Genomic DNA, 23,079 nt, shown 5'->3' on the forward strand with positions numbered 1-23,079 from the left:
AATTAATCGAATAAATCTGAAGAAAGATAACGGTCACCTCGATCGCAAACGATGGAGACAATAATACCCTCTTCTAGAGTATTCGCTAATCGCAATGCGGCAGCTGCAGCACCTCCACTACTCATTCCTGAAAAAATTCCCTCTTCCTTGGCTAAACGTATAGCCATATGTTTGGCTTCTTCTTGGCTAACTTCTAAAGTTTGGTCTACTTTTTTAGAATTGAATATTTTGGGAAGATATTCTTTAGGCCATTTTCTAATCCCCGGAATGCTAGAGTCATCAGTAGGTTGCACTCCTACAATTTGAACGTTTTCATTTTGTTCCTTCAAGTAAGTAGATGTTCCCATAATGGTTCCCGTGGTTCCCATTGCAGAAACAAAATGAGTAATCTCACCTTTGGTATCCCTCCAAATTTCCGGGCCGGTGGTTTTATAATGGGCTTTCCAATTGTCATCATTCGCGAACTGGTTGATCATAAAAAAACCATCGTTTTTTACTTTGGCTTCGGCATAATCGCGAGCTCCTTCAATTCCCACATCAGAAGGAGTTAAGGTTACCTTGGCACCATATGCCCTCATGGTCTGTACACGTTCTTTGGTAGCGTTTTCGGGCATGACGAGTTCAATATCCAACCCGTAAATTCCCGCTATCATCGCCAACGCAATTCCGGTGTTACCACTGGTGGCTTCAATGAGTTTTGTGTTTTGGTCAAAATCGCCCCTTTCCAAGGCACTTTTAATCATATTATAAGCCGCTCGGTCTTTTACACTGCCACCTGGATTATGGCCTTCAAGCTTAAAATATAATTTAACTTTTGGATTTGTATTAAGTACTCTGGATTTCACCAATGGCGTATTGCCAATCAAATCGAGTATATTATGAGACATGGGGTGCTGTTTTTATTTTAATTTCCGGGGTATGGAAAACGGTTGAATTTGGTGGTACGGAAGCAGTTAACCATGCATTACCGCCAATCACGGAATTCTCTCCAATTACTGTTTCGCCACCTAATATAGTCGCATTGGCATAAATGGTTACGTTATCCTCAATAGTTGGATGTCTTTTGGTCTGCTGCAAGTGCTTTGCCACATAAAGTCCTCCCAAGGTTACCCCTTGATAAATCTTTACATGATTTTTGATGATGGCAGTTTCGCCAATGACTACACCTGTACCATGGTCTATATGAAAAGAATCTCCAATTTGTGCCCCTGGATTGATATCTACACCGGTTTGCCTATGGGCGTACTCCGTCATTAATCTGGGTACCAAAGGAAAACCCTCTAAATATAGCTCATGCGCCAATCTATAAATGGCAATGGCATAGAAGCCTGGGTAAGCCATATATACCTCTTCAATAGAAAGGGAAGCCGGGTCGCAATTTACAGTGGCTTCGGCATCCAGATTCAAACGTTCCAAAATTTTTGGAAGTTTTGAAACGTAATTGTACCAAACTGCCTTACATGATTTATCTACATCCCAACATGCCAACTCTACCAGGCCATCAAACTGTTCTTCCAATTGGATCAAATTGGGTTCCACTTCGGTATCGATATCAAAAAGAGTATAAAAAAGTAGGTTCGTAAAAACCTCTGTTTTTTCTTTTAGCGCGTACCTTAAATTGGGTTGTTTCTTGTGTTTTTTTATTTGGTCGATGATTGATATCCTGTCCATAAGAATCTACTAGGTCTCAAAAATAGGCAATAATCAGTAAGCCGATTTCTGAAATAAGGTTAACTTTAGCATAAATAACAACCTTTTGGTCGTATGTTACAACCCGCAATTACAAAGGAAACACTACAGTTTCTAAATCTTCTTAAAGAAAACAATAACAGAGAATGGTTTACGGAAAATAAAAAAGAATTTAAAACGCACGAGAAGCAAGTAAAAGAGTTTTTCTTGTCCGTTCAGGAATTATTGCAAAACCATGACGAAATAGAAAAGATGAAGATGTTCCGAATTTATAGGGACGTGCGTTTCTCCAAGGACAAAACTCCTTACAAGGCCCATTTTGCCGGTTCCTTTTCTAGATTCGGGGCACATTTGAGAGGAGGTTATTATATACAGATCAAACCGGGAGCGTCTTTTATTGCCACGGGGTTCTGGGCTCCAAACAAAGAAGATTTGTTTAGAATACGTAAGGAGTTTGAACAAGATGCTTCTGAAATACGTGAAATATTAGCGCAACCCAATTTCAAAAAAATATGGGGAAAGCTAGAAGGCGAAACGGTAAAAACCGCTCCTAAAGGTTTTGATAAAAACCATGAAAATATTGATTTGATCAAGTACAAACAATTTGTTTTCACCAGGAAATTCTCGGACAATGAAGTACTTTCTACTGATTTCATTAATCAAATAGATACATCATTTAAGGGCATAAGACCCTATTTTGATTATATGAGCGATGTGCTCACAACCAATCTTAATGGAGAAATCATATTGAGCTAAGCCAGGGCCAACTCTTCAAAAACCTGTATTTGGTCTTTGAGTCGGTTAATAACCATATTCATCATCCGTTTGTTCAGGGCGGAGGAGTTTTGAATATAGGTTTCGTATTCCGTGGTCGTAAATTGGCCTATAACCATTCCTTTTAACGAGTTTCTAAATTTAATATCCTTCTGAATTGCATTTTCAACATATTGCAAACGCTTGTCCAAGGTAAGTTCATGAAAGGCGTTTTTATGCTTTTTGATGTAGTTCTTGAACGCCGCTATGAACAAACCGTTCTGTAGTTTAATAACGGGCCTAAGGGTTCCATTTTGAAATTGCTCATCTGCACTCATTCCATCATGTACAAGGGCGGAAGGTATTTCTGGGCGAATGCGCAGTAGACTCTGTGTTCGATCGCTCATTTTACGGGTTTTTATAAAGGTAGGGATTAAGTAAATGGTTCTTTGAATTGGCTTTTTTACTTTTTAACCAGTTTATGAACATTATAGGCCCATTACCTTGAAAGTTTCACCAAACTTGAATACTATCAATTTAAATATGAGTGGTATCGGATTTATTTACAGGAACCTTTTCCCTTATGAAAAACACATCCTTAATTTTACGACATATCAAAAGTAATTATGAAAGAGTCCATCAACCCATATACCGGAGAAAAAATTTTTGAATTTCAAGAATTGACAAGTAGTGAATTGGACGAAAAAGTTCAGGGGGCCAATGACACATTTTCAATTTGGAAAAAAACTACATTTCAGGAACGTAGTAAGCTCTTAAAAGCTGCCGCAAAGGAGTTGCGCGAACATACGGATGAATATGCGCAGATTATCTCCCAAGAAATGGGAAAACCTATCGTACAGAGTAGGGCCGAAGTTGATAAGTGTGCTTGGGTATGTGAGTATTATGCAGAAAATGGTGAAAGCCAGTTGGCATCCAAAACAATTGAAACAGATGCGCATACAAGTTATGTAAGCTATGAACCTCTTGGAGTTATTTTAGCCGTAATGCCATGGAATTACCCCTTTTGGCAGGTGTTCAGGTTTGCTGCTCCCAATCTCATGGCCGGAAATGTCGGGTTACTCAAGCACGCCAGTAACGTCATGAAATCTGCTCAATTGATCGAACAGGTTTTCCAAAGGTCCGGTTTTCCCAAAGGATGTTTTCAAAACTTGATAATCGGAAGTGACAAAATAGAGGAACTACTAAAAAATCCAGTTATTAAAGCGGCTACCTTAACCGGTAGTAAACCCGCCGGATCTTCAGTTGCTTCCATTGCAGGACAAGAAATAAAAAAAACAGTATTGGAACTCGGTGGCAACAATGCATTGATAGTATTTGATGATGCAGATTTGGATGCTGCCGTGGAGATATGCGTCAAGGCTAGATATCAAAATACCGGTCAAAGCTGTATTGCCGGTAAACGACTATTGGTACATGAATCCATTGCGGATGCATTTGTTGAAAAATTCCAGAAACAGGTAAAAGCTTTAAAAAGCGGTGATCCCATGAAGGAGGACACCTATATTGGCCCCATGGCACGAGTAGATTTAGCCCAGGAATTGGAAAAACAACTGCAGGATTCTATAAACATGGGTGCTAAAATTTTACTAGGAGGAAAACGAGACCAAGCCCATTTTGAGCCTACCATAGTCACTGACATTTCTTATGATATGCCCATATTTAAGGAGGAGACTTTTGGTCCTGTCATTGGCATTACCACGTTTAAAAATGATGCCGAAGCAGTGGAAATCTCCAATAATTCTGAATTTGGTTTGGGAGTTAGTATTTTTACATCCAGTCAGAAACGTGTAAAAGAACTTGCTCCTCTTTTCAATGAAGGAGCTGTTTTTGTAAATGAGCTGGTTAAAAGTGATCCTAGATTACCTTTTGGTGGCGTCAAAATTTCTGGTTACGGAAGGGAACTTTCCGAGGATGGCATTAAAGAGTTCGTAAACAAAAAGACGGTTTATATCAAATTATAGCCAAACATTAAATTAAAAATGTACCCTAATGAAGTTTGGTAAAGTAGACCGCCCAGACCTAATAGATTTTAGTTTACCCGAAGACCACCAGGACACCTCTGTACTACTGGAAGAAACCAAAACCTCGGAACCTTTGCAAATATATGTGGGATGTGCCAAATGGAACAGGCAGGATTTAAAGAATTTTTATCCCAGAGGCACCAAAGATGAACTTTCGTATTATGCCTCCCAGTTTAATTCCATAGAATTGAATGCTACATTTTACAGAATTTTTCCTGCGGAACAATATATAAAATGGTATGAAAGAACACCTGATAATTTCAAATTTTTTCCTAAAGTAACTAATGAAATAAGTCACTTAAGACGCTTAAACGATGCAATTTACCCTATGATAGATCGTTATTTAGAAGCAACCAGCAATCTTAAAGATAAGCTTGGCACCATGTTTCTTCAGATGCATACCAACTTTGGACCAAAAAATTGGGATCGGGTAGTTCGCTTTGTTGAATACTGGCCAAAGGAATTTCCGTTATCCATGGAGTTTAGGCATACAGATTGGTTCAATGATAAAAAAGTGGCAGACGAGCTTTATTATCTATTAAAAGAAAATGGAATTGCCAATACGCTGGTTGATACAGCAGGTAGAAGAGATATTCTACACATGAGACTTTCAAATAACGAAGCCTTTATTAGGTATGTTGGAGCCAACCACGAAAGTGATTATGAGCGACTGAATGATTGGGTAAACCGACTTTTTGAATGGAAGGAAAGAGGACTAAAAAAGATTCATTTTTTTGTACATCAAAATATGGAATTGGAATCTCCACTAATTTCTGCTTCCTTTATTGAGAAGTTGAATAAAAAGTTTGGTACAGATTTACATATTCCAAAAACCCTTCTTAAAACAAATGAAACGTTATTTTAAGGACGTTATGTTATGTAATTTTGCTCTCGAAATTCCCCGATAAAAAAGAATAGATATGAGGTTTCATACAAGGAAATGGGTAAAACCAGAAGATTTAAATGCGAACGAAACACTCTTTGGAGGTCGCGTACTGGCATGGATAGATGAAGAGGCTGCACTCTATAGTATTATCCAATTAGAGAATAAAAAAGTGGTCACCAAATATATGTCCGAAATTAACTTTACCAGCACCGCCGTGAAAGGCGATATTATAGAAATTGGTATTGAGGTAGTCAAATTCGGTAAATCTTCCTTAACGCTTAATTGCGAAGTGCGTAACAAAATGACTCGTGAGACCATAGTTACCGTTGATAATATAATAATGGTCAATCTTGGCGATAATGGTAAACCAAAACCACACGGAAAGAAGAAAGTGGAATACGTACGTGACAGGCTAGCCGCAGAAGATCAATAGGTCTCTGCATGGGCTTGTACTTCATCAAGTACGCGTAAAAGATTTTCACCCCAAAGCTTGGCTATTTCTTCTTCGGAATAGCCTCTTTTTACCAGTTCCAAGGTCACATTAAAGGTTTCAGAAGCGTCTGACCAACCTTCAATGCCTCCGCCTCCATCAAAATCGGAACTAATACCTACATGGTCAATGCCAATAAGCTTTACCATATAGTCTATGTGGTCAATAAAATCACTTACATTAACAGCTGGCGGAGCATCTTCAAGCTTGTTGGCTTTATTCTCACCTATCTTTTTGATGGTTCTATAATTTTTAAAAAATTCTTTGCGTTCATCTGCGCTAAGTTGCCCAAATTGAGTCCTATCATACCAAGGCATTTGTAGTGAATCTGCAATTTGTCTGTAAATATCCTTCATATAATTACTTCTTACCGTGTCCTTTTGCGTATTTAGATAAGCACTAAAGGCAACGGTTTGCACTACGCCTCCATTTTTCTTTAATTTCATTAATTGCTCATCATCTAGATTTCTGCTATGGTCGCACAACGCCCTTGCTGATGAATGGGAAGCAATAATCGGAGCTTTCGATAAGTTCACCATTTGATTAAAAGCTTCTTTGGAAGGATGAGAAACATCAATCATTATTCCGTTTCTATTTAATTGTTTTACAGCTTCTTTACCCAACTCACTTAAACCATTATTCAACCATTTATTATCTTCTTCTCCGGTATGTGAATCGCTAAACTGGTTATGTCCGTTGTGAGCTAAAGAAACATATAGAGCACCCATCTCCCTATACTTTTTAATGTTTTGAAGGTTTGTGGACATAGGGTAGGCATTCTCCACTCCGATCATGGCCACTTTTTTCCCTGAAGCATGAATTCTTCTAACATCTTTTGAGCTGGTTGCAAGTTCAATCTTATCCGGTGCATATTCTTCACAAAGCCTATGGATAGCTTTAAATTTATCCATGGCATTTTTTTCAGCAGCTTTGTATCCCTCTAAATTCATGGAATCTTGTCCCGTATAAACAATTAACCAAGTGACATCTAGACCACCTTCAATCATTTTAGGAAGGTTGACTTGTGTATCCAGTCTTTGCGTATAATTTTTATTAGAAGTAAAGTTACTGACGTTGAAGTCGTTATGGGTATCTATCGTAATAATATTCTCATGTATTTTTTTTGCCCTAATGACCAAAGAATCTAATTTTTGTGCCTCAGAATTTTTACAAAACAATAGGACCGTTAATCCGAATAAACAAGCAATTTGTCTCATACTGTAAGAATTTATACCTACAAATAAAGCATTTTGACAACACATATAGGGGCATAGAGAACATTTAATTGTACCTGCAGAAGTAATTAAGGAATTTTAGCATTATAAACAGGAAAAACTGTTGAAACCGCAAGTTTTGGTATCATGTCAGTTCCTGTATCGTCCCAAAATTACTAACAAAACAAAAACCCCGATTTGAAACCAAAAAACCTACTGGACCATCTTTGCGAAATGGAATCTCAACTTGGCGATTTCTCCTATGAGAATTTTACAATGAGCGAAGCAGAAGAGGTAAAGCAAGCTTTCCTGGCTTTTAAGAATACTCTTTTTGAAAAAATAAATCCTACCAATCCTAAAAATGCAGATTACAATTATCTAAAATCTTTCAATGAAACCGAAAGAGCCTTGCTAGATTTTGATATGCAAACCTACGATGCGGTAATTACGCATTATGAATCCTATACCAATGTTCTTAAATCCCTAAAAATCGAAACCCCCATGAAAAGCGAAAAATATAACTCTATTCCTTCGGATAGGGTAACCATTTCACCGCTTCAGTCCACCGCTACAGTTGACCTCTATCCTTTATTGGAAGACTGTATGGGCGAAATGGAGCTTCTAGAAGAACTCATAAAACTGTATGAAAAAAATGCCTTGGAGTTTATTGGTCACGCCAAAATTCATTTAAAAAATGAGGACTATGACCGTCTTAGATTATCCGCGCATAAAATTAAAGCTGGTTTGGCAATGCTAAAGACCAATGACCTGTATTCCATTGTCTTACAAATAGAGCAAACCTGTAAAACCGATAAAGACCATAAGCATTTACAATTCTTGTTCAACTGTTTTTTAAATGAGTTTCCTTTAGTACAGAACGCATTACAGCTTTCTTACAGTGAGTTGAAAAAATAAAATTATCAGACCATGGCAAGAAAGAGTTTATTACTGGCAGAGGATGATGAATTATTGGCCTCTTTACTCAACTTCCGATTAAAAAAAGGAGGGTATGATGTGGTACACAGTGGTGATGGCAAACAGGTTAAGGAGTATTTGGCACAGCGCATGCCAGATATTATTGTTAGCGACATTATGATGCCTTATTTCTCTGGTATGGAGCTCATTGATTATGTGCGCAACGAACTGAAAAGTAAGATTCCAATAATAATAATCTCTTCTGCAGGTAATGAAGAAAATGTGATCAATGCCTTTGAACTGGGCGCCAATGATTTTATATCAAAACCAGTAAGCCCCTCAGAACTGTTGGTGAGGGTAGCTAGGGAATTAAACAAAAATTAGATTGCTAATACGGGCGATACATATTATCTCTCTTTTTGTAACTGCACCAAAAATCGATACCGATTCGCTGTGGATACTTACCATTGTATTCATTTCCTTAGCGGCACTTTATTTTGTTTCGGTTTTTATCTTCAGAAACAATATTTCCTATAAATCTTCCAAAACCAAAAAGCGCAAAATGGAGCTTTCCCCAATGGTAAGCGAATTTTTGTTCTATGAGGAAAATGCCGATAAAGAAGAGAAATCAAATTATATAGATCTTAAAATACAGATAAGGGAACTGATCAAGAACGACTTCAACCGAAAAATTCTTACGGAGGTATTACTGGATTTACGTAAGGATGTTTCAGGAGATACCAAGCAAAGGCTTTTCAAATTATATCAAGACCTGGGACTTGACCAAGATGCTTATGAAAAGCTAAAAAGCTGGAAATGGGAAGTTATTGCAAAAGGAATTTCTCATTTGACCCAAATGCAGGTAGAACCTGCCTATAGTTTTATTATAAAGTTTGTTAATAATCGTAGGCATACCGTTAGAAAGCAAGCAGAAATAGCTGCAGTTACCCTTAAACCGGAGGGTATCAATTATTTTTTGGACACCACTCGCTATAAAATTTCTGAGTGGCAACAACTGAAACTTTTAGATGTACTAAGAAATAGAGAAAACTTTGAACCTCCCCGCTTTAAATATTGGCTTACCAGTACCAATAAACATGTAGTGCTATTTGCCATTCGTCTTATAAAACACTACAACCAGAACGATGCCAACGCAGCCCTTATTGAATTGGTAAAACATAGAAACAACCAAATCAAAACAGAAACCATACAATGCATTCAAGAGTTCTACGTTACCGATGCCATCCCAATGCTAAAGCAGGTTTTCCCAAAATGTAATGTCGACCTTAAAGTAAGTATTTTGGGAGCTATTGGTGAATTAGGTGATGAAACCGATATCGCATTCTTGGAAAAAGTAGCGGCTAGCGAAGGCAATTTTGCTGTTAAGAGCAAGGCCTTTGGTGCCATAAATATGATTTCACCAGATACCATTATGCCCACGGAGGGGTTAGACAATAAGGGCATACAACCTGTACTTTCTGATTTACCGATAGAAAAACCAAAAGAGTTAGAAACACAAGAAACCAAAGAGCTGCCTCAGAAACATGTAGAGGAGCAAGAAGATGTTTTATCGCAAGAAGCAATTGAAGCAATCAAGAATAGAATGTCTGCTAAAAAAATGGAAGATATATCTTCTGAAGACCATCAAAAAAGTTCCTTGCCTACTGAAAACGAACCTTCAATGGTGTTGAGCAATGAAATCAATTCGCCTTCCAAAGCAGTAAGTGAGGAAGAGATTGCAGAAAATAATATTTCCCAGTTGGAAAAGCTTACCGAGCCGACAGAAGCGAAAAATAGTGATGTTATTGAAGAGCAAACTGAAATTGCTAAAGATAAACTAGAAGAAAAAGAAGAAACCGCTGTTTACGGGGAAACCACAAAAGAAGACGTATCAATTAACGATGAACACAAGGAACAAACCTGTATTGAATCTGAAAAATATTCCTTTACCACAGCGTCTTCAATTTCTATAGAACTTACAGAAGATTATGGCAACAAACCTTCTTCATCAATAGACCTTGACTTTAACTTTTTGCCCATTGTTATTGAAGAATCGAACGACAAATACCACCAAAACAATTCAACCATGAATGAATCACACCAACCTGAGAAAGATATCCGTCAAATAGAGGTAGCATATGAGGTGATAAAGGTGGAGGATATTCCAAATCCCATTGCAGATGATGAATTTGATTTAGACATCAGTGATTTTGAATTTCTTCCTATTGTAATTGATAATGAAGAAGAATCGCAAGTAATAGAAAATAGTGAAGTTGATAATTTATCAGAGGAAATAGATGACTTGAACTTTCTGCCATTGGTAACAGATGGTGTTTTTGAGCCTACGACAGAGGAGCAAGAACAAGAATTACCTATGGAGGAAGCAAATGAACCAAATCTAACTACCTTGGAAGGCTACAAGCTATCTGATTTTGAAATAGATTTTGAACAAACCGATAATACCCCAATCGAAGCAAAAGAGCCGGTTTTTGAACTAGAGGAAGAACCTCTGGCAAGTATAAGTATTGATGCGGATAGTTCGAATGCCGATGATGTTATTTCTTGGTTGATGGAACAAAATGAGTTGGGACAAATAGAAGTGGATTTTGAAGAAATAAACACCCCATTCATTCAAGATGAAAGTTACTCCAACCTTATTCCGGAACCTATTTATTATGATGAACACGAGACCTACATGATGGGGCTCTTAGACGACCTTCAAGAATTAGGCGACTATAGGGAAATCCCATTGTTGGAAGAGCTATTGGCGGGTGAAACCAAAACCTTCATTAAAGATAGAATAAGTCAACTGATTACTACATTTTCACAACACATAACTGATGACAAGAAGGCTAAAAAAGAAGAATCGGCACCCTTAAACCTACCAAATTTTAGCGTTTTTGCAGACTTATTCAAAAGCATAGATACAGAGGCCAAATTAATTCTTTTAGATGAAGTGGTGGCCGTAGGGGACGAAAAGGAAATTGAGTTTTTGGACACCCTTTTGGAAGACCCCGACCCCCAAATTAGAAAAAAAGCCCAAACTGTTCTTAAAACCCTGGTAACAAAGGTTTCAACGAAATCAGATACTAAAAATTTTAAAAAAAAAGTAGATGATGAAGTGCTTACAAAAGAACTTTTTGATAATCAAATGGCCAGGGAAAACCCAAGTGTTACCTATACCACTGAAGAGTACCAAGAGGTAATTAGCGAGATTGAGGAGAATGAATATTTTGATGATGAGTTTTTTAGCATAGACTTTGAAGTTTCTGAAGTTCTTGATAAAACCTATCCCAAGAAAATATTGGATTTACCCGTGGAGGCCGTAGAAATTACCCCCAACGGGGCCTCGTTAATGTTCCAAATTTATCAGTTCACAAAGGCCTTCCATAGATAAAATATGGATACAACTTTATTTGATATAGCCCTAGAATACATAAACATTGTTTTCTTAATGTTTACGGTCATTCTTTTTACCCTTTTTACCATCATGGGCTATCTATCAACTAGAAATTCCATCCATTATAGAAAGAAAAATAGTTTTGGAGACCTATCTAAAATTATGGCTTCGCCACTTTCACCCAGTATAACCATAATTGCACCTGCCTACAATGAAGGACTTACCATAGTTGAGAATATACGGTCTTTAATGTCTCTTAGATATGTGAATTATGAGGTGATGGTAGTAAACGATGGGAGCAAGGATGATACCCTCCAAAAAATGATTGACGCCTATGACCTTGAGAGAATAGATTTTGAAATTGACCCTAATTGGAAGAACAAACCTATAAGAGGGGTCTATAAATCACCTCACAGGGCATTTGCAAAATTAACGGTAATCGATAAGGAAAATGGAGGAAAATCAGATGCATTAAATACCGGAATGGCCTTGTCTACCAGTAGGTATGTAGGTTGTATAGATGTAGATTGCCTTTTACTTCCTGATGCGCTATTACACGTGGTCAAATCCTTTTACCAACGTTCTGAAAAAAGGGTCATAGCTGTAGGAGGTGTCATTAGAGTAGCTAATTCCTGTGTTATAGAAGGAGGTCAATTAGAAGAAATACGGTTGCCCAAAAGCTGGCTGGCCCGCTTTCAATTACTGGAATATACACGCTCTTTTATTCTTGGAAGAATGGCTTGGGGGCGTATTGATAGTTTATTGATTATCTCAGGTGCTTTCGGTTTTTTTGACAGGGAAATTGCTTTAGAAGTAGGAGGTTATGATACGGGAACCGTAGGGGAGGACATGGAAATTGTCTTTAAGATGAGGAGATATATGCATGATAAGAGGGAACCCTATACTATAGAATACATTCCTGATCCCTTATGTTGGACCGAAGTTCCGGAAGACATGAAAATTTTGATCAATCAAAGAGATCGCTGGGCTAGAGGTAATTTAGAGACCCTTTTTAAGCACAAGGATATGTTCTTTAATTCCCGTTATGGGCGCTTGGGACTACTGAGTTATCCTTATTGGTTTTTTTATGAATGGCTCGCTCCACTAATGGAGTTTTTTGGGTTCTTCACCATTATTCTCTTTATGTATTTAGGAATACTAAATTGGGATTTTTTCATTGCCATTACCGTCATGGTCTATGTGTTTTCAATCATGTTCTCCTTTTATGCCATCCTTTGGGATGTTTATAGCTACAATGAGTATAAAAAGACGAAAGACATTTTAATATTGATGTTCTGCGCGATAATAGAACCAATTGCTTTTCACCCCATCGTAGTATGGTCCGCAGTTAGGGGTAATTATAAGAAACTGTTTAAAATTAAATCCGGGTGGGGGTCACAAGTTAGAAAAGGTTTTGCCAAAGCAACCTAAAAAATATGAATACCAGCAAAATAGATAGATACAGTTTAAAGCACTACACCAGAATGATCATTTCATTTTTTGGTAGTCTTTTGGTGCTTACCCTGTATCAATACGCAACCCTTTACTTTAAGGGGGTTGTAGACATCATTATTGGTACCAGTTTTTTAATCGCTGCCGTACATCAAATTGGATTTGCTTCCATTGTTGGTGTATTACTTGTATTCCCGTTTAACTTTTGGGAGAATCTTAGACCAAAGTATGGCTTCAACCTCATTTTTGTTTTACTCATTATTTTGTTGATCATAGAGGCCATGCTGATTAGTTATTTCTGTACAGCTTTGGTGCCACTTGGTTCGGATTTACTTGGGTACAGTTTTGAGGATATAAAAATGACGATTGCCAATTCCGGTGGTCTTTCCCTTTCTTTAATTATTGGGGTAGTGGTAATTATCGGCCTATTTTTCGGACTTTATAAACTTACAAGTAAGCACTACCACTACATAAGCAAAATGTATCCTTTCACGATCATTTTGTTCAGTATGTTCATTATGACCCTATTTTTGGAAGGTAAGCCTATTGACCATAACAAAACGCAATATCTAGCACTTAATATTTATCAATCTTCCACAGAGGACACCTCCTATAATTCCGAAGTGGAGTATCCGCTCATAAAGACCAAAAAAACTGAAAATGTATTAGGACCATACTTTGAATTAAAAAAGGAAAAACCCCATATAGTCTTCATTATGGTCGAAGGGCTTGGTAGGGACTTTGTTGGTGAGGGGGCGGAATTTGGGGGCTTCACGCCCTTCCTTGATAAATTGACCACTAAATCACTCTATTGGGAGAATTGTCTGAGTAATACCGGTAGAACTTTTGGTGTGCTGCCATCCTTAATGGGATCACTTCCATTTGGAAAAAGTGGTTTTATGGAACTTGAGAAATATCCAAATAAGCTTACCCTCTATGGAGTACTTAAAAACAATGGATATAATACAGCATTCTATCAAGGAACCAATAGTGCCTTTGATAATGTTGACCGTTTTTTAAATAGCGAGAATGTGGACTTTGTATTGGACAAATCAGGTTTCGGTAGCAAATACACCATGCAGGCCGAAGATGCCGCAGGTTCCTCTTGGGGCTATCCGGACATGGAACTGTTTAAAAAGAGCATGAGCCTTCACAGAAATGAGGAGGCCCCAAGAATGGAGGTATATATGACCATAAGTACGCATGAGCCTTTTATTCCACCCCAACACGAAGTTTACGAAGAGAAGGCCCAGGAAATTCTATCACAAGGCACGTACGAGGGAAAAACTAGAAAAATTATAGAAAAAAACAGTAATGTTTTTGCAACCTTGTTATATACCGATGAAGCCTTGGAATACGTATTTGAAGAATACAAAAAACAACCGGGGTATAACAATACGATTTTTGTAATTACCGGAGACCATAGGCTTATACCTATTCCGCAAAGAAACAATTTAAGCCGATTTCACGTTCCTCTTATCATTTATAGTCCTCTGCTCAAGGAAACTAAAAAAATAAGTGCCATAAATTCACATTTTGATGTTACTCCAAGCCTGCTGGCACTTCTGGATGCTGAATATGAAATGAAAATGCCTAAGAAAGTTGCATGGATGGGAGATGCCTTGGATATGAACCAAGATTTTAGGGGCACCAAGGATATTCCTTTAATGAGGAACAAAAACGAGTTGAAGGAATACATAAGTGGAGAAAAATTCTACTCTAACGGTAATGTGTTCAATCTTGATGAAAATTTAGATGTTCATAGTACTTTTGGAGGTTCTAATTTGGAAACAAAATTGAGGTCTTTTAAGTCAATGAACTCCTATGTAACCAACAACAACAAAATTATACCGGACAGCCTAGCAATTTTCAGTGTTAAAAAGGAAAAATTTACGGATAGCGAAATTATCTGGATCAATAGCGTCTATAACGGTGAGAATTTTGACAAAGTTTATATGAAAGCCAGAGCTTTGGCGTTTAAAAAAGAGTATGATAAAGCATTGTTGCTCTGTAGTTACATTTTATCCGAATCTCCAAGCCATATAGATACAAAGGTGCTCATGGGCAGGGTTAGTGTTTGGAGCGGTGATTACGCCTCTTCCATTAAAATTTTAAAAGAGTGTATTAAAATGAACCCTAATTATATTGATTCTTATTCGGCCTTATTTGATGTGTACTATTGGTCCGATCGTTTTAGGGAGGGTTTGGAACTGATAGATATGGTAGAGGAGAACAGTTCCAGTGCGCATGAAATAAAAGACAAAATAAACAGGGCTAAAATTTTGGCCAGGAAAAATGGCGTGGCTCTTAACAAGAAATTAAAATCAGAAGAATCCCCAATTTAAAGATGAAGTTGGTTAAGCCATATATTGTCCTTTTGTGCCTGTTAACGTTTAATTGGAACGTAGCTCAGGATTTGGCTTTTAACAACGCTATGGATGATAGCTATGATGCAGCATACGCGCTTGCGTATAAAGGGGAACACGGAAGGGCAAAGGCTATATTGATATCTTTTTTAGATAAGCAACCGGATCATGAAGATGCCAGAACCCTATTGGCCAACACCTACAGTTGGGACAGACAATATGAGGCAGCCCGTAGAGAGTATAATACAGTAACTAGCAATAATAGAAACCATAAAGCCGCTTGGATAGGAGCAATTAAAAATGAGCTTTACGCTAAAAATGAAGGTATTGCCCTAGGACTTGCATATAAGGCCTTATCCTATTTAGATAAAGAAAATGAAATAGAGCGATTAAAGTCGATTTCTCAAAATAGGCTAGAGTCAAAGGAATATAAAGAAAACGGATGGTATAATGTGGAATCTGTCATTACCTCAAAAAGCAAGAAGAGTCCTAAGAATACGAAACAAAAAATTGTAGAAGGAGAAGATAAAGAAGGAAAGGACGAAAAAGAACAGATAACGTCCTCTATAGCAAAAACAGCTGCTGAAAAGGACGTGTTCAACAATAGAATTGATATACGAAATGCGGTGACTGTTTTCGATCAGCGCTATGACCCCATGATTTATACCAGTATATCCTACCGAAGGCAAACCATGGCGGGAGCCTTAATTCCAAGACTAAATTATAGCAATAGGTTAGGAAAAAATGGAATACAGTATGATTTGGATTTTTATCCCAAGTTTTCCAAACGTTTCTATGCTTATTTAAATTACGGTTATTCCAATTCTTCCATTTACCCTGAACATAAATTTGGGGGAGACCTTTATGTGAATCTTCCGGGAGCAATTGAATTTTCTGCAGGAGGCAGGCATATAACTTTTGAAAGTGGAGATGTAAATGTACTTACTAATTCCTTGGGGCACTACAGGGGCAATTATTACTTTTCCCTACGGTCTTATATCACACCAAAACCGGACAACCTTACGCGCTTTGCGGGAAATCTTTTGGTTAGAAAATATTTAAAGGACGCAGAAAATTTCTTTGGGGTAAATCTTGGAATGGGCTATTCCCCAGAATTGAGGCAAATAATTTCAGGAGATGAATTGCTCGCAGAAACACTATTATACGTAGAATCTCAACGTTTAAGCCTGGAGTACCAATTTACCGGAAAGAACAATCAAAATGCCTACAGAGCTAATCTTGGTGCCACGCGACAGGAATTGGCATTTGCGGCAGGCAAATTCTTCTATGGGATTTCAGCGGGAATTACTTATCAGGTTAAATTCTGATGTTTCAATTTTGATAACCCGATCATTTAGCGGGTTCATCATTGGTTTTGACTGTATCAAAAGACCATTTATCGGCATACATGCCATAAACCAATCCTAACTCATTTTCATATACATATTTTTCATCCTTGCCAGGATCAAAGTTTACGTTAAAAACATATACTTTAATACCCTTCTCCCTTAATTGAAGCATCAATTTCTTTTTGCTGGAAATTATTCTTCTAGAAACTGCCACGTGCTCTATGTTGTTAATGGTCAAATAGTCCGCTTTGTCGCCTTTTAGCCTCAATAATGGTTCTTGGGACATCATCACGTTTATACCGTGTTGAGTAGCCTCTTCAATGGATAATTGACTGAACAATTCCATAATCAATCGTTCCTTATCAACAAATGCACGGGCAAATTTTAGAGGTTCATTTATTTTATCCGTAACAAGAATCGCGTCTTTATGATTCGAAAACCAATGGTTGATATCGCTCATGGCCAAGGTATGATAATCACCATAAATGGTATGCTTTTTAAATTCTGTGAGGGTAGGGGGCAGTTCACCCGAGTAATCCGTAAACCTGCTCCACATTTCCCAATCGTGAGCAGCTACCCACTCACCATCCGAAGTTTCTATTATATCCAGTTCAAATAGCCGGAAACCCTTTTTGTAATTTGCATCCAATGCCTCTTTGGTATTTGTATAACGAACCTCGTTAATTTCTCCTCCAGCATGCGCTATGTAACGATCCACACTGGGTTCAAATTCAAAGGTTTCTTTAGGGAAGTACGCTATTTTATCATTTATAGTGTTAGGGATTGATAAGGTTACATTTAATGAAATATCATGAATTGCCTCTGAGGTTTCGCCGTTTAGATTATGAAGAATATAGGCCTGTCTACCTTTTAGTTCTGTTAGCTTCTGAAAACCAAGGGAGTTTAATTCCTGTGAATTTGATAAAGATGCATTTGCAGCAGAATCATGTGCCAAAACTATGTAACGTGCTTGGTCCTTTTCCATTTTAGCCATTACCTCAATAAACTCCTTGCAAGCTTCCGCACTACCGTATGTATCAAAAGACTTAAATTCATATTTATTTTCACCCATAAAGTGGATTATTGTTAAGCCCCTTTCCACATATTCTCCTACTCCCTGAGTTGCAAAATTGCTTTTTTGTTTGGCATTAAAGCTAAAGCTATTGACCTTAATTGTAGTATTCCCTTGTGCCGATAACATAAAAGAATTTAGAACTAACAAAGAAAATAATAAACGACCCAGAAGTTTGGGAATAGACTGTGAAGTGTAGGTTTGCATTCGTTTTAATTTTAGCCAATTAAGAGCGGTAATTAAGTATGTAAAAAACGAAAAGACGGGCTTGTTATTGTCGATTTTAGTCCTAATTGACTAGAGAATCAAAAGGGTTTTACTTCTGCACAGTATATATTGAAAATACCCATCCAATCAAAAAATGAATGTTTGCAACAAAAAATCGTCCTTTTTAATGCCAAGATTTGTAAAAAACAGGTTTTACAACAAAAAAAAGGCCTTACACCACAATTTGTTGTAGGGCTAAGAGCTTATGAATAGTTTTACTATATAAAATTAAGCGACCCAAATCGCTCAAAGCAATAAAAGTCTAACTTAACCTATAATATCATGCTTTACGACACTTACGGAGAAGAATACCTTTCTTTCTTACAAGAACTAAACGAAATCTTAAGCGTAAATGAGTTGGTAGAATTGGATTATATGTAATCCCCCAAAACCAAGTCCTAATTCTTAATTTAAAACCTACTACTATGGCACAGAATCCAGACAATGCAGCGTACATGAGCTTTATCGAAAGTCTAAACGAAATTCTTAAAAGTCAAGAAATAAGCAAATTAAACTATTCATAGTGTTCTTAGTTAATTACTTAGTTGTACAAAAAAGGCTCCATTTATTGGAGCCTTTTGTTTTTTGGAAGGCAACGTATTATCCCAAGTAAGCCTTCAACAATTTACTTCTTGAATTATGGCGTAATTTACGAATGGCCTTTTCCCTTATTTGTCTTACCCTTTCTCGGGTCAAATCAAAAGTCTGGCCTATTTCTGCCAACGTCATTGATTGTTGGTCTCCTATTCCGTAATACAATTTAACCACATCTGCCTCTCTGGGGGAAAGCGTTTCCAAAGCACGGTTGATTTCCGTGTTTAGGGACTGTTGCATTAAGGTTTTATCGGGCTTTGGAGATTCTCCTGAACGCAAAACATCGTACAAGTTAGAATCTTCCCCTTCGCGCAAGGGGGCATCCATGGATACATGTCTTCCAGAATTTTTCATGGACTGCTTCACCTCACTAACGGTCATTTCCAACTCTTTGGCAATTTCTTCAGCGGAAGGCGGACGCTCGTGCGCCTGTTCCAAATAAGAAAATGTCTTTTTTATTTTGTTGATGGACCCAATCTTGTTCAACGGTAGCCTAACAACCCTTGATTGTTCTGCAAGCGCTTGTAAGATAGATTGTCTGATCCACCAAACGGCATAGGAAATAAACTTAAATCCACGTGTTTCGTCAAACCTTTTGGCGGCCTTTACCAGACCTAAATTACCCTCATTGATTAAATCCGGTAGTTTAAGACCTTGATTTTGATATTGCTTGGCAACCGAAACCACAAATCGTAGGTTGGCAGTGGTCAATCTTTCTAGTGCTATCTGATCACCGGCACGAATTCTCTGTGCAAGTTCAACCTCCTCGGCTGCATTGATCAGGTCTATTTTACTGATATCCTGCAAGTACTTATCCAATGATTTTGATTCTCTATTGGTTACCTGCTTGATTATCTTAAGTTGCCTCATATATTTTGCTTATGTTTATAATTACTACAAGTTCTCATAATACACTTTTATTTGGTCTTTTCCAAAGAATTGTCAGTATTCTTATACATAATTTATGAGAAGTTTAAGATTTACCTACAAAATGAATTTGTGTTGCAAATTGGAATCATACCTTTGAAGTTTAAATTAATTAATGAGTAAGAGAGCCCTTAAGAAGTACTTAAAAGAAGTACCAAAAACAGCGTTGGAGGAACAGGTATTGGATTTATATGAGCGCTTTCCTGTCGTAAAGGAGTACTATAACTTCATCTTTAATCCAAGAGAGGATAAACTTGTTCAAGAAGCTAAAACCAAAATCAGCAATGAATATTTTCCGGTGAAAAGAAAAAGGCCCCGGGCAAGAAGATCGGTTGCTCAAAAATATATCAAACACTTTTTAAAATTGGGAGTGAACCCTCCTTTGATAGCAGATGTAATGCTTTATAACTTGGAAATAGCCCAATTGTTCGCCCAAGAACGAAATGTGAACGAAGCCTTTTTTAAAAGTATGCTCAATTCCTTTAAAGAAGCCCTTCAATTTGTTTCTTTAAATGCCCTTTTACCTCAATTTAAAGACCGAATAATTAAAATTTATAAGGGAAGTCAAGAAAAAAATTGGATGTATTCAGAAGGTTTTTCCAGAGCTTTGGATATCATTGATAATTAGACCACTAATTAAAAAAACTGTTTTGTTTTTAGCTTCTGTATAGCATTTTTATTGCAATCCCAAGTCACCTATTCAAGATATTCATTTCATCCACAAACAATTTTCCTTTAGTTTTGCAAATTGAGGTTGGGCCTAAATCTCAGAGTAAACAAAGTATTAAATTAAATACGACCACCTACTTGGAAGTTAAATCGAACAAAGCGGAAAAGAAACTCTACGATTACCAAATTCAGGATCTCCACAAGATTTTTGAACATCTGGAAGACGAAGAATCCAAGGGCAACTTGTTATACCAATTACCCACTGGAGGCGGAAAAACGGTGGTCTTTTCTGAGATTGCACGCAGGTACATTCAGCAAACTGGGAAAAAAGTGGTCGTTTTGACCCACCGTATTGAATTAAGTGTTCAAACCTCCAAAATGCTAAAAGGCTTTGGGGTCAGGAATAAAATCATAAATAGTGAGGTAAAAGAACTTACCGATCAAGATGATTACATGTGCTTTGTGGCCATGGTAGAAACCCTGAACAATAGATTGCAGGAAGAAAAGGTTGAAATTAATAACATTGGGCTTGTAATTATAGATGAGGCCCATTACAATTCTTTCCGTAAACTTTTCAAGTACTTCAACAAATCTACTATTCTAGGAGTTACAGCTACGCCCTTAAGCTCCAACATAAAGCTCCCGATGAAGGACAACTATCAAAAATTGATCGTAGGGGAGTCCATTGGTTCTTTGATAAAGAAAAACTTTTTGGCCAAGGCCAATGTGTATAATTACGACGTAAGCTTACAGAGCCTAAAACTGGGAATAAGTGGTGATTATACGGTGAAGTCATCAGATGAGCTTTATAGCAATCATGGCATGCTTACCAAATTGCTTTCAGCCTATAAAGAAATAGCGGAAGGAACCAAAACCCTTATTTTCAATAACGGAATAAACACTTCCCATTACGTTTACGAGACCTTTAAGAAAGCGGGCTACAATGTACGTCACTTGGATAATAAAAATACAGCAAGTGAGCGTAAAGAAATATTGGATTGGTTTTCCAATACTCCGGATGCCATATTGTCCTCTGTTAGCATTCTAACAACAGGATTTGATGAACCAACTGTGGAAACTATTATCCTTAATCGTGCTACCAGATCATTAACACTGTACTTTCAGATGATAGGGAGGGGTAGCCGAATTTTGCCCAACAAAGATGAATTTACCGTTGTTGACTTAGGCAATAATGTGGCACGTTTTGGCTTGTGGGACGCTCCCATAGATTGGCAGGAAATTTTTCACTTCCCGGATTTCTACTTGGAAAATATCAAGAATGATGAGGAAATAGAGCGGGATTTTGTTTATGAAATGCCTCCTGATTTGAGGGCGAAATTCAGTAAGTCTTCTGAAATACAATATGATATTAAGGAGGAATACAAAAAAGTATTCGCCCAAGGGTTAAAATCTAAAATCGTTATCCAGAAAAGTATTGAACAACACGCCAAAATCTGTGTAGAAAATGCCGAAGATGTATTTGATGCCCGTATTTTGGCCAAAGAGCTTAAGGATGAAATCGCATATCGTGTGAGACAATATTCCTATTGCATAATGAACAATACCAAAAACTATAAGGAGTGGTTGGAAGAGGATTATGAGCGTAAACTGCGATCTGCCATTTCCAGAATGTTCGCTGAAAAAATGTAGCCTACAATTACTAGTTCCCTAAATTGCCTTTATTTTGTGCCATTAAAAAAAATGGCATGCAATTAGCAAACTCCACCGTTTTATTTATTGGTTATAACTGGCCGGAGCCCAAGACCACGGCTGCAGGAAACCGAATAATGCAGCTCTTACAATTTTTTTTGGACCATAAGTGTCAAATCACATTTGCTTCCACGGCCAAAAAAGACATACATTCAACGAATCTGACTGATTTAGGAATTCAGATGTCTGAAATTGAACTCAACAATAGCAATTTCGATGAATTTATAAAAAAATTGTGCCCAAATGTTGTGGTTTTCGACCGGTTCTTAACGGAAGAACAATTTGGGTGGCGGGTAACGGAGCACACGCCTGAAGCCCTTAAAATATTGGATACCGAAGATTTACATTCCTTACGTAAAACTAGGGAGATAGCTTTAAAGAAAGGGGAGGAGTTTACCTTGGCCAACTGGTATCTGAATGATCTTACAAAGCGTGAAGTGGCCAGTATTTATAGATGTGACCTTTCATTGATTATTAGCTCATATGAGTTTGACCTACTTAAAGGCATCCTCAAAACCTCTTCGAATCTGTTAATGCATTTACCGTTTATGCTTCCTGAAATAAGCAAGAGGGATATAAATTCATGGCCTAGTTTTAATGATCGAAAGGATTTTATCTGTATTGGTACCGGCAAACACCTTCCTAATGTGGATGCCATAGTATGGTTAAAAAGTAAAATTTGGCCTAAAATTAGAAAGGCATTGCCTAATTCTCAAGTGCATATTTATGGAGCTTACTTTCCACAACAACTATTAGAAATGCATCATCCAAAGCAAGGGTTTTTAATAAAGGGTTGGATAGATGATGCGGGCTTGGAAATGTGTACTAAAAAAGTAAATATCGCTCCTCTACGTTATGGGGCAGGAATTAAGGGAAAGCTTATGCTGGCAATGCAAAACGGTACTCCAAACGTGACAACTTCTATTGGTTCCGAAGGTATGCACGATAATCTCCCCTGGAACGGTTTTGTAACGGATTCTGCTGATGATTTCGCCCAAAAATGTATTGAAATATTTACAAATGAAAAATTATGGAATCACGCCCAAAGAGCGGGAAGTACAATTATCAATGAATTTTATGAAGAAAATCGTTTAAAAAAAGACTTGGCTCAAAAACTGAACTTTCTACTGTCTAACTTAACTGAACATCGAGGCAACAATTTTACAGGATCCTTGTTGCACCATCAAAGTATGCAGGCCACAAAATTTATGGCTAAATGGATTGAAGAGAAAACCCAAAATAGAAAGTAAAGGGGAGAACAATTTCTTTTCCCAACGTTCTGAA

At 37.4% G+C, this 23,079-nt stretch carries 19 protein-coding genes; 13 read left to right on the plus strand and 6 right to left on the minus strand.

Annotated elements, in window-relative coordinates:
- Positions 1-2: 2 nt before the first annotated feature.
- Together cysM and epsC are read right to left on the minus strand one after the other, a co-directional pair.
- A complete protein-coding gene (cysM, locus tag BIZ36_RS16115; protein WP_187458927.1) occupies positions 3-887 on the minus strand; it encodes a cysteine synthase CysM in 885 nt (294 codons plus the stop codon).
- Positions 877-1,671 (minus strand): serine O-acetyltransferase EpsC, encoded by a 795-nt coding sequence (gene epsC / locus BIZ36_RS16120; protein WP_187458928.1) that lies wholly within the window; start codon positions 1,669-1,671, stop codon positions 877-879. Before epsC ends, cysM begins: the two co-directional genes overlap by 11 nt.
- Positions 1,672-1,764: 93 nt before the next feature.
- Between epsC and BIZ36_RS16125 the strand changes: the two genes are divergently transcribed.
- A complete protein-coding gene (locus BIZ36_RS16125) occupies positions 1,765-2,445 on the plus strand; it encodes a DUF2461 domain-containing protein (RefSeq protein WP_187458929.1) in 681 nt (226 codons plus the stop codon).
- Here BIZ36_RS16125 and BIZ36_RS16130 read toward each other — a convergent pair.
- Entirely contained in the window at positions 2,442-2,849 is a 408-nt protein-coding gene (locus BIZ36_RS16130) for a glyoxalase (protein ID WP_187458930.1), read from the minus strand. The two genes, BIZ36_RS16125 and BIZ36_RS16130, sit on opposite strands and share 4 nt — an antisense overlap.
- 219 nt (positions 2,850-3,068) lie before the next feature.
- On the opposite strand from BIZ36_RS16130, the gene BIZ36_RS16135 reads away from it, so the two are divergent.
- Genes BIZ36_RS16135 through BIZ36_RS16145 form a run of 3 tightly spaced genes read left to right on the plus strand, consistent with a single transcriptional unit; the run spans position 3,069 to position 5,803 of the window.
- Complete coding sequence (locus tag BIZ36_RS16135; protein ID WP_187458931.1) at positions 3,069-4,424, plus strand: NAD-dependent succinate-semialdehyde dehydrogenase; 1,356 nt, start codon at positions 3,069-3,071, stop codon at positions 4,422-4,424.
- Positions 4,425-4,452: 28 nt separating this feature from the next.
- Positions 4,453-5,349, plus strand: a complete 897-nt coding sequence (locus tag BIZ36_RS16140; protein WP_187458932.1) for a DUF72 domain-containing protein — start codon at positions 4,453-4,455, stop codon at positions 5,347-5,349.
- Positions 5,350-5,404: 55 nt separating this feature from the next.
- Positions 5,405-5,803 carry an acyl-CoA thioesterase gene (locus BIZ36_RS16145; protein WP_187458933.1) on the plus strand — a complete coding sequence of 133 codons (399 nt, stop codon included), beginning with the start codon at positions 5,405-5,407 and terminating at the stop codon, positions 5,801-5,803.
- On the opposite strand, the gene BIZ36_RS16150 is transcribed toward BIZ36_RS16145, so the two are convergent.
- The gene (locus BIZ36_RS16150; protein WP_187458934.1) at positions 5,797-7,077 is read right to left on the minus strand and encodes a dipeptidase; all 1,281 of its coding nucleotides are present in this window, start codon (positions 7,075-7,077) and stop codon (positions 5,797-5,799) included. The two genes, BIZ36_RS16145 and BIZ36_RS16150, sit on opposite strands and share 7 nt — an antisense overlap.
- A 195-nt stretch (positions 7,078-7,272) precedes the next feature.
- Here BIZ36_RS16150 and BIZ36_RS16155 point away from each other — a divergent pair, with 195 nt between their 5' ends.
- From BIZ36_RS16155 to BIZ36_RS16180, 6 genes are read left to right on the plus strand one after another with little or no spacing between them, the layout of a single operon-like run.
- Positions 7,273-7,989, plus strand: a complete 717-nt coding sequence (locus tag BIZ36_RS16155) for an Hpt domain-containing protein (RefSeq protein WP_187458935.1) — start codon at positions 7,273-7,275, stop codon at positions 7,987-7,989.
- Between the two features lie 12 nt (positions 7,990-8,001).
- On the plus strand, positions 8,002-8,373 hold the full coding sequence (locus BIZ36_RS16160) for a response regulator (RefSeq protein ID WP_187458936.1): 372 nt from the start codon (positions 8,002-8,004) through the stop codon (positions 8,371-8,373).
- A gap of 1 nt (position 8,374) precedes the next feature.
- Positions 8,375-11,386 carry a HEAT repeat domain-containing protein gene (locus BIZ36_RS16165; RefSeq protein ID WP_187458937.1) on the plus strand — a complete coding sequence of 1,004 codons (3,012 nt, stop codon included), beginning with the start codon at positions 8,375-8,377 and terminating at the stop codon, positions 11,384-11,386.
- A 3-nt stretch (positions 11,387-11,389) separates the two neighbouring features.
- Complete coding sequence (locus BIZ36_RS16170) at positions 11,390-12,820, plus strand: glycosyltransferase family 2 protein (RefSeq protein WP_187458938.1); 1,431 nt, start codon at positions 11,390-11,392, stop codon at positions 12,818-12,820.
- Positions 12,821-12,825: 5 nt separating this feature from the next.
- Positions 12,826-15,186 carry a sulfatase-like hydrolase/transferase gene (locus tag BIZ36_RS16175; protein WP_187458939.1) on the plus strand — a complete coding sequence of 787 codons (2,361 nt, stop codon included), beginning with the start codon at positions 12,826-12,828 and terminating at the stop codon, positions 15,184-15,186.
- A 2-nt stretch (positions 15,187-15,188) separates the two neighbouring features.
- Positions 15,189-16,535, plus strand: a complete 1,347-nt coding sequence (locus BIZ36_RS16180) for a YaiO family outer membrane beta-barrel protein (protein WP_187458940.1) — start codon at positions 15,189-15,191, stop codon at positions 16,533-16,535.
- A gap of 22 nt (positions 16,536-16,557) precedes the next feature.
- Here BIZ36_RS16180 and BIZ36_RS16185 read toward each other — a convergent pair whose 3' ends face one another.
- Together BIZ36_RS16185 and BIZ36_RS16190 are read right to left on the minus strand one after the other, a co-directional pair.
- Positions 16,558-17,835, minus strand: coding sequence for a PI-PLC domain-containing protein (locus BIZ36_RS16185; RefSeq protein ID WP_187458941.1), 1,278 nt, complete (start codon positions 17,833-17,835; stop codon positions 16,558-16,560).
- A gap of 660 nt (positions 17,836-18,495) precedes the next feature.
- Positions 18,496-19,359 carry a sigma-70 family RNA polymerase sigma factor gene (locus BIZ36_RS16190; RefSeq protein ID WP_187458942.1) on the minus strand — a complete coding sequence of 288 codons (864 nt, stop codon included), beginning with the start codon at positions 19,357-19,359 and terminating at the stop codon, positions 18,496-18,498.
- Between the two features lie 172 nt (positions 19,360-19,531).
- Between BIZ36_RS16190 and BIZ36_RS16195 the strand changes: the two genes are divergently transcribed.
- The 3 genes from BIZ36_RS16195 to BIZ36_RS16205 all read left to right on the plus strand — a co-directional run bounded on the left by BIZ36_RS16195 (position 19,532) and on the right by BIZ36_RS16205 (position 23,045).
- Positions 19,532-20,044, plus strand: coding sequence for a DUF6155 family protein (locus tag BIZ36_RS16195; RefSeq protein WP_187458943.1), 513 nt, complete (start codon positions 19,532-19,534; stop codon positions 20,042-20,044).
- Between the two features lie 179 nt (positions 20,045-20,223).
- A complete protein-coding gene (locus tag BIZ36_RS16200; protein ID WP_187458944.1) occupies positions 20,224-21,735 on the plus strand; it encodes a DEAD/DEAH box helicase in 1,512 nt (503 codons plus the stop codon).
- A 56-nt stretch (positions 21,736-21,791) separates the two neighbouring features.
- Positions 21,792-23,045 (plus strand): glycosyltransferase, encoded by a 1,254-nt coding sequence (locus BIZ36_RS16205; protein WP_187458945.1) that lies wholly within the window; start codon positions 21,792-21,794, stop codon positions 23,043-23,045.
- The last annotated feature ends 34 nt before the right edge of the window (positions 23,046-23,079 follow it).

Source organism: Cytophaga sp. FL35 (assembly GCF_014349235.1).
Taxonomy (GTDB): domain Bacteria; phylum Bacteroidota; class Bacteroidia; order Flavobacteriales; family Flavobacteriaceae; genus Euzebyella.

Excerpts from the sequence above, each read along its gene's own strand:
- cysM (WP_187458927.1), bottom strand. The coding sequence starts at position 887 with ATGTCTCATAATATACTCGATTTGATTGGCAATACGCCATTGGTGAAA.
- epsC (WP_187458928.1), bottom strand. The coding sequence starts at position 1,671 with ATGGACAGGATATCAATCATCGACCAAATAAAAAAACACAAGAAACAA.
- BIZ36_RS16125 (WP_187458929.1), top strand. The coding sequence starts at position 1,765 with ATGTTACAACCCGCAATTACAAAGGAAACACTACAGTTTCTAAATCTT.
- BIZ36_RS16130 (WP_187458930.1), bottom strand. The coding sequence starts at position 2,849 with ATGAGCGATCGAACACAGAGTCTACTGCGCATTCGCCCAGAAATACCT.
- BIZ36_RS16135 (WP_187458931.1), top strand. The coding sequence starts at position 3,069 with ATGAAAGAGTCCATCAACCCATATACCGGAGAAAAAATTTTTGAATTT.
- BIZ36_RS16140 (WP_187458932.1), top strand. The coding sequence starts at position 4,453 with ATGAAGTTTGGTAAAGTAGACCGCCCAGACCTAATAGATTTTAGTTTA.
- BIZ36_RS16145 (WP_187458933.1), top strand. The coding sequence starts at position 5,405 with ATGAGGTTTCATACAAGGAAATGGGTAAAACCAGAAGATTTAAATGCG.
- BIZ36_RS16150 (WP_187458934.1), bottom strand. The coding sequence starts at position 7,077 with ATGAGACAAATTGCTTGTTTATTCGGATTAACGGTCCTATTGTTTTGT.
- BIZ36_RS16160 (WP_187458936.1), top strand. The coding sequence starts at position 8,002 with ATGGCAAGAAAGAGTTTATTACTGGCAGAGGATGATGAATTATTGGCC.
- BIZ36_RS16170 (WP_187458938.1), top strand. The coding sequence starts at position 11,390 with ATGGATACAACTTTATTTGATATAGCCCTAGAATACATAAACATTGTT.
- BIZ36_RS16175 (WP_187458939.1), top strand. The coding sequence starts at position 12,826 with ATGAATACCAGCAAAATAGATAGATACAGTTTAAAGCACTACACCAGA.
- BIZ36_RS16180 (WP_187458940.1), top strand. The coding sequence starts at position 15,189 with ATGAAGTTGGTTAAGCCATATATTGTCCTTTTGTGCCTGTTAACGTTT.
- BIZ36_RS16185 (WP_187458941.1), bottom strand. The coding sequence starts at position 17,835 with ATGCAAACCTACACTTCACAGTCTATTCCCAAACTTCTGGGTCGTTTA.
- BIZ36_RS16190 (WP_187458942.1), bottom strand. The coding sequence starts at position 19,359 with ATGAGGCAACTTAAGATAATCAAGCAGGTAACCAATAGAGAATCAAAA.
- BIZ36_RS16195 (WP_187458943.1), top strand. The coding sequence starts at position 19,532 with ATGAGTAAGAGAGCCCTTAAGAAGTACTTAAAAGAAGTACCAAAAACA.
- BIZ36_RS16205 (WP_187458945.1), top strand. The coding sequence starts at position 21,792 with ATGCAATTAGCAAACTCCACCGTTTTATTTATTGGTTATAACTGGCCG.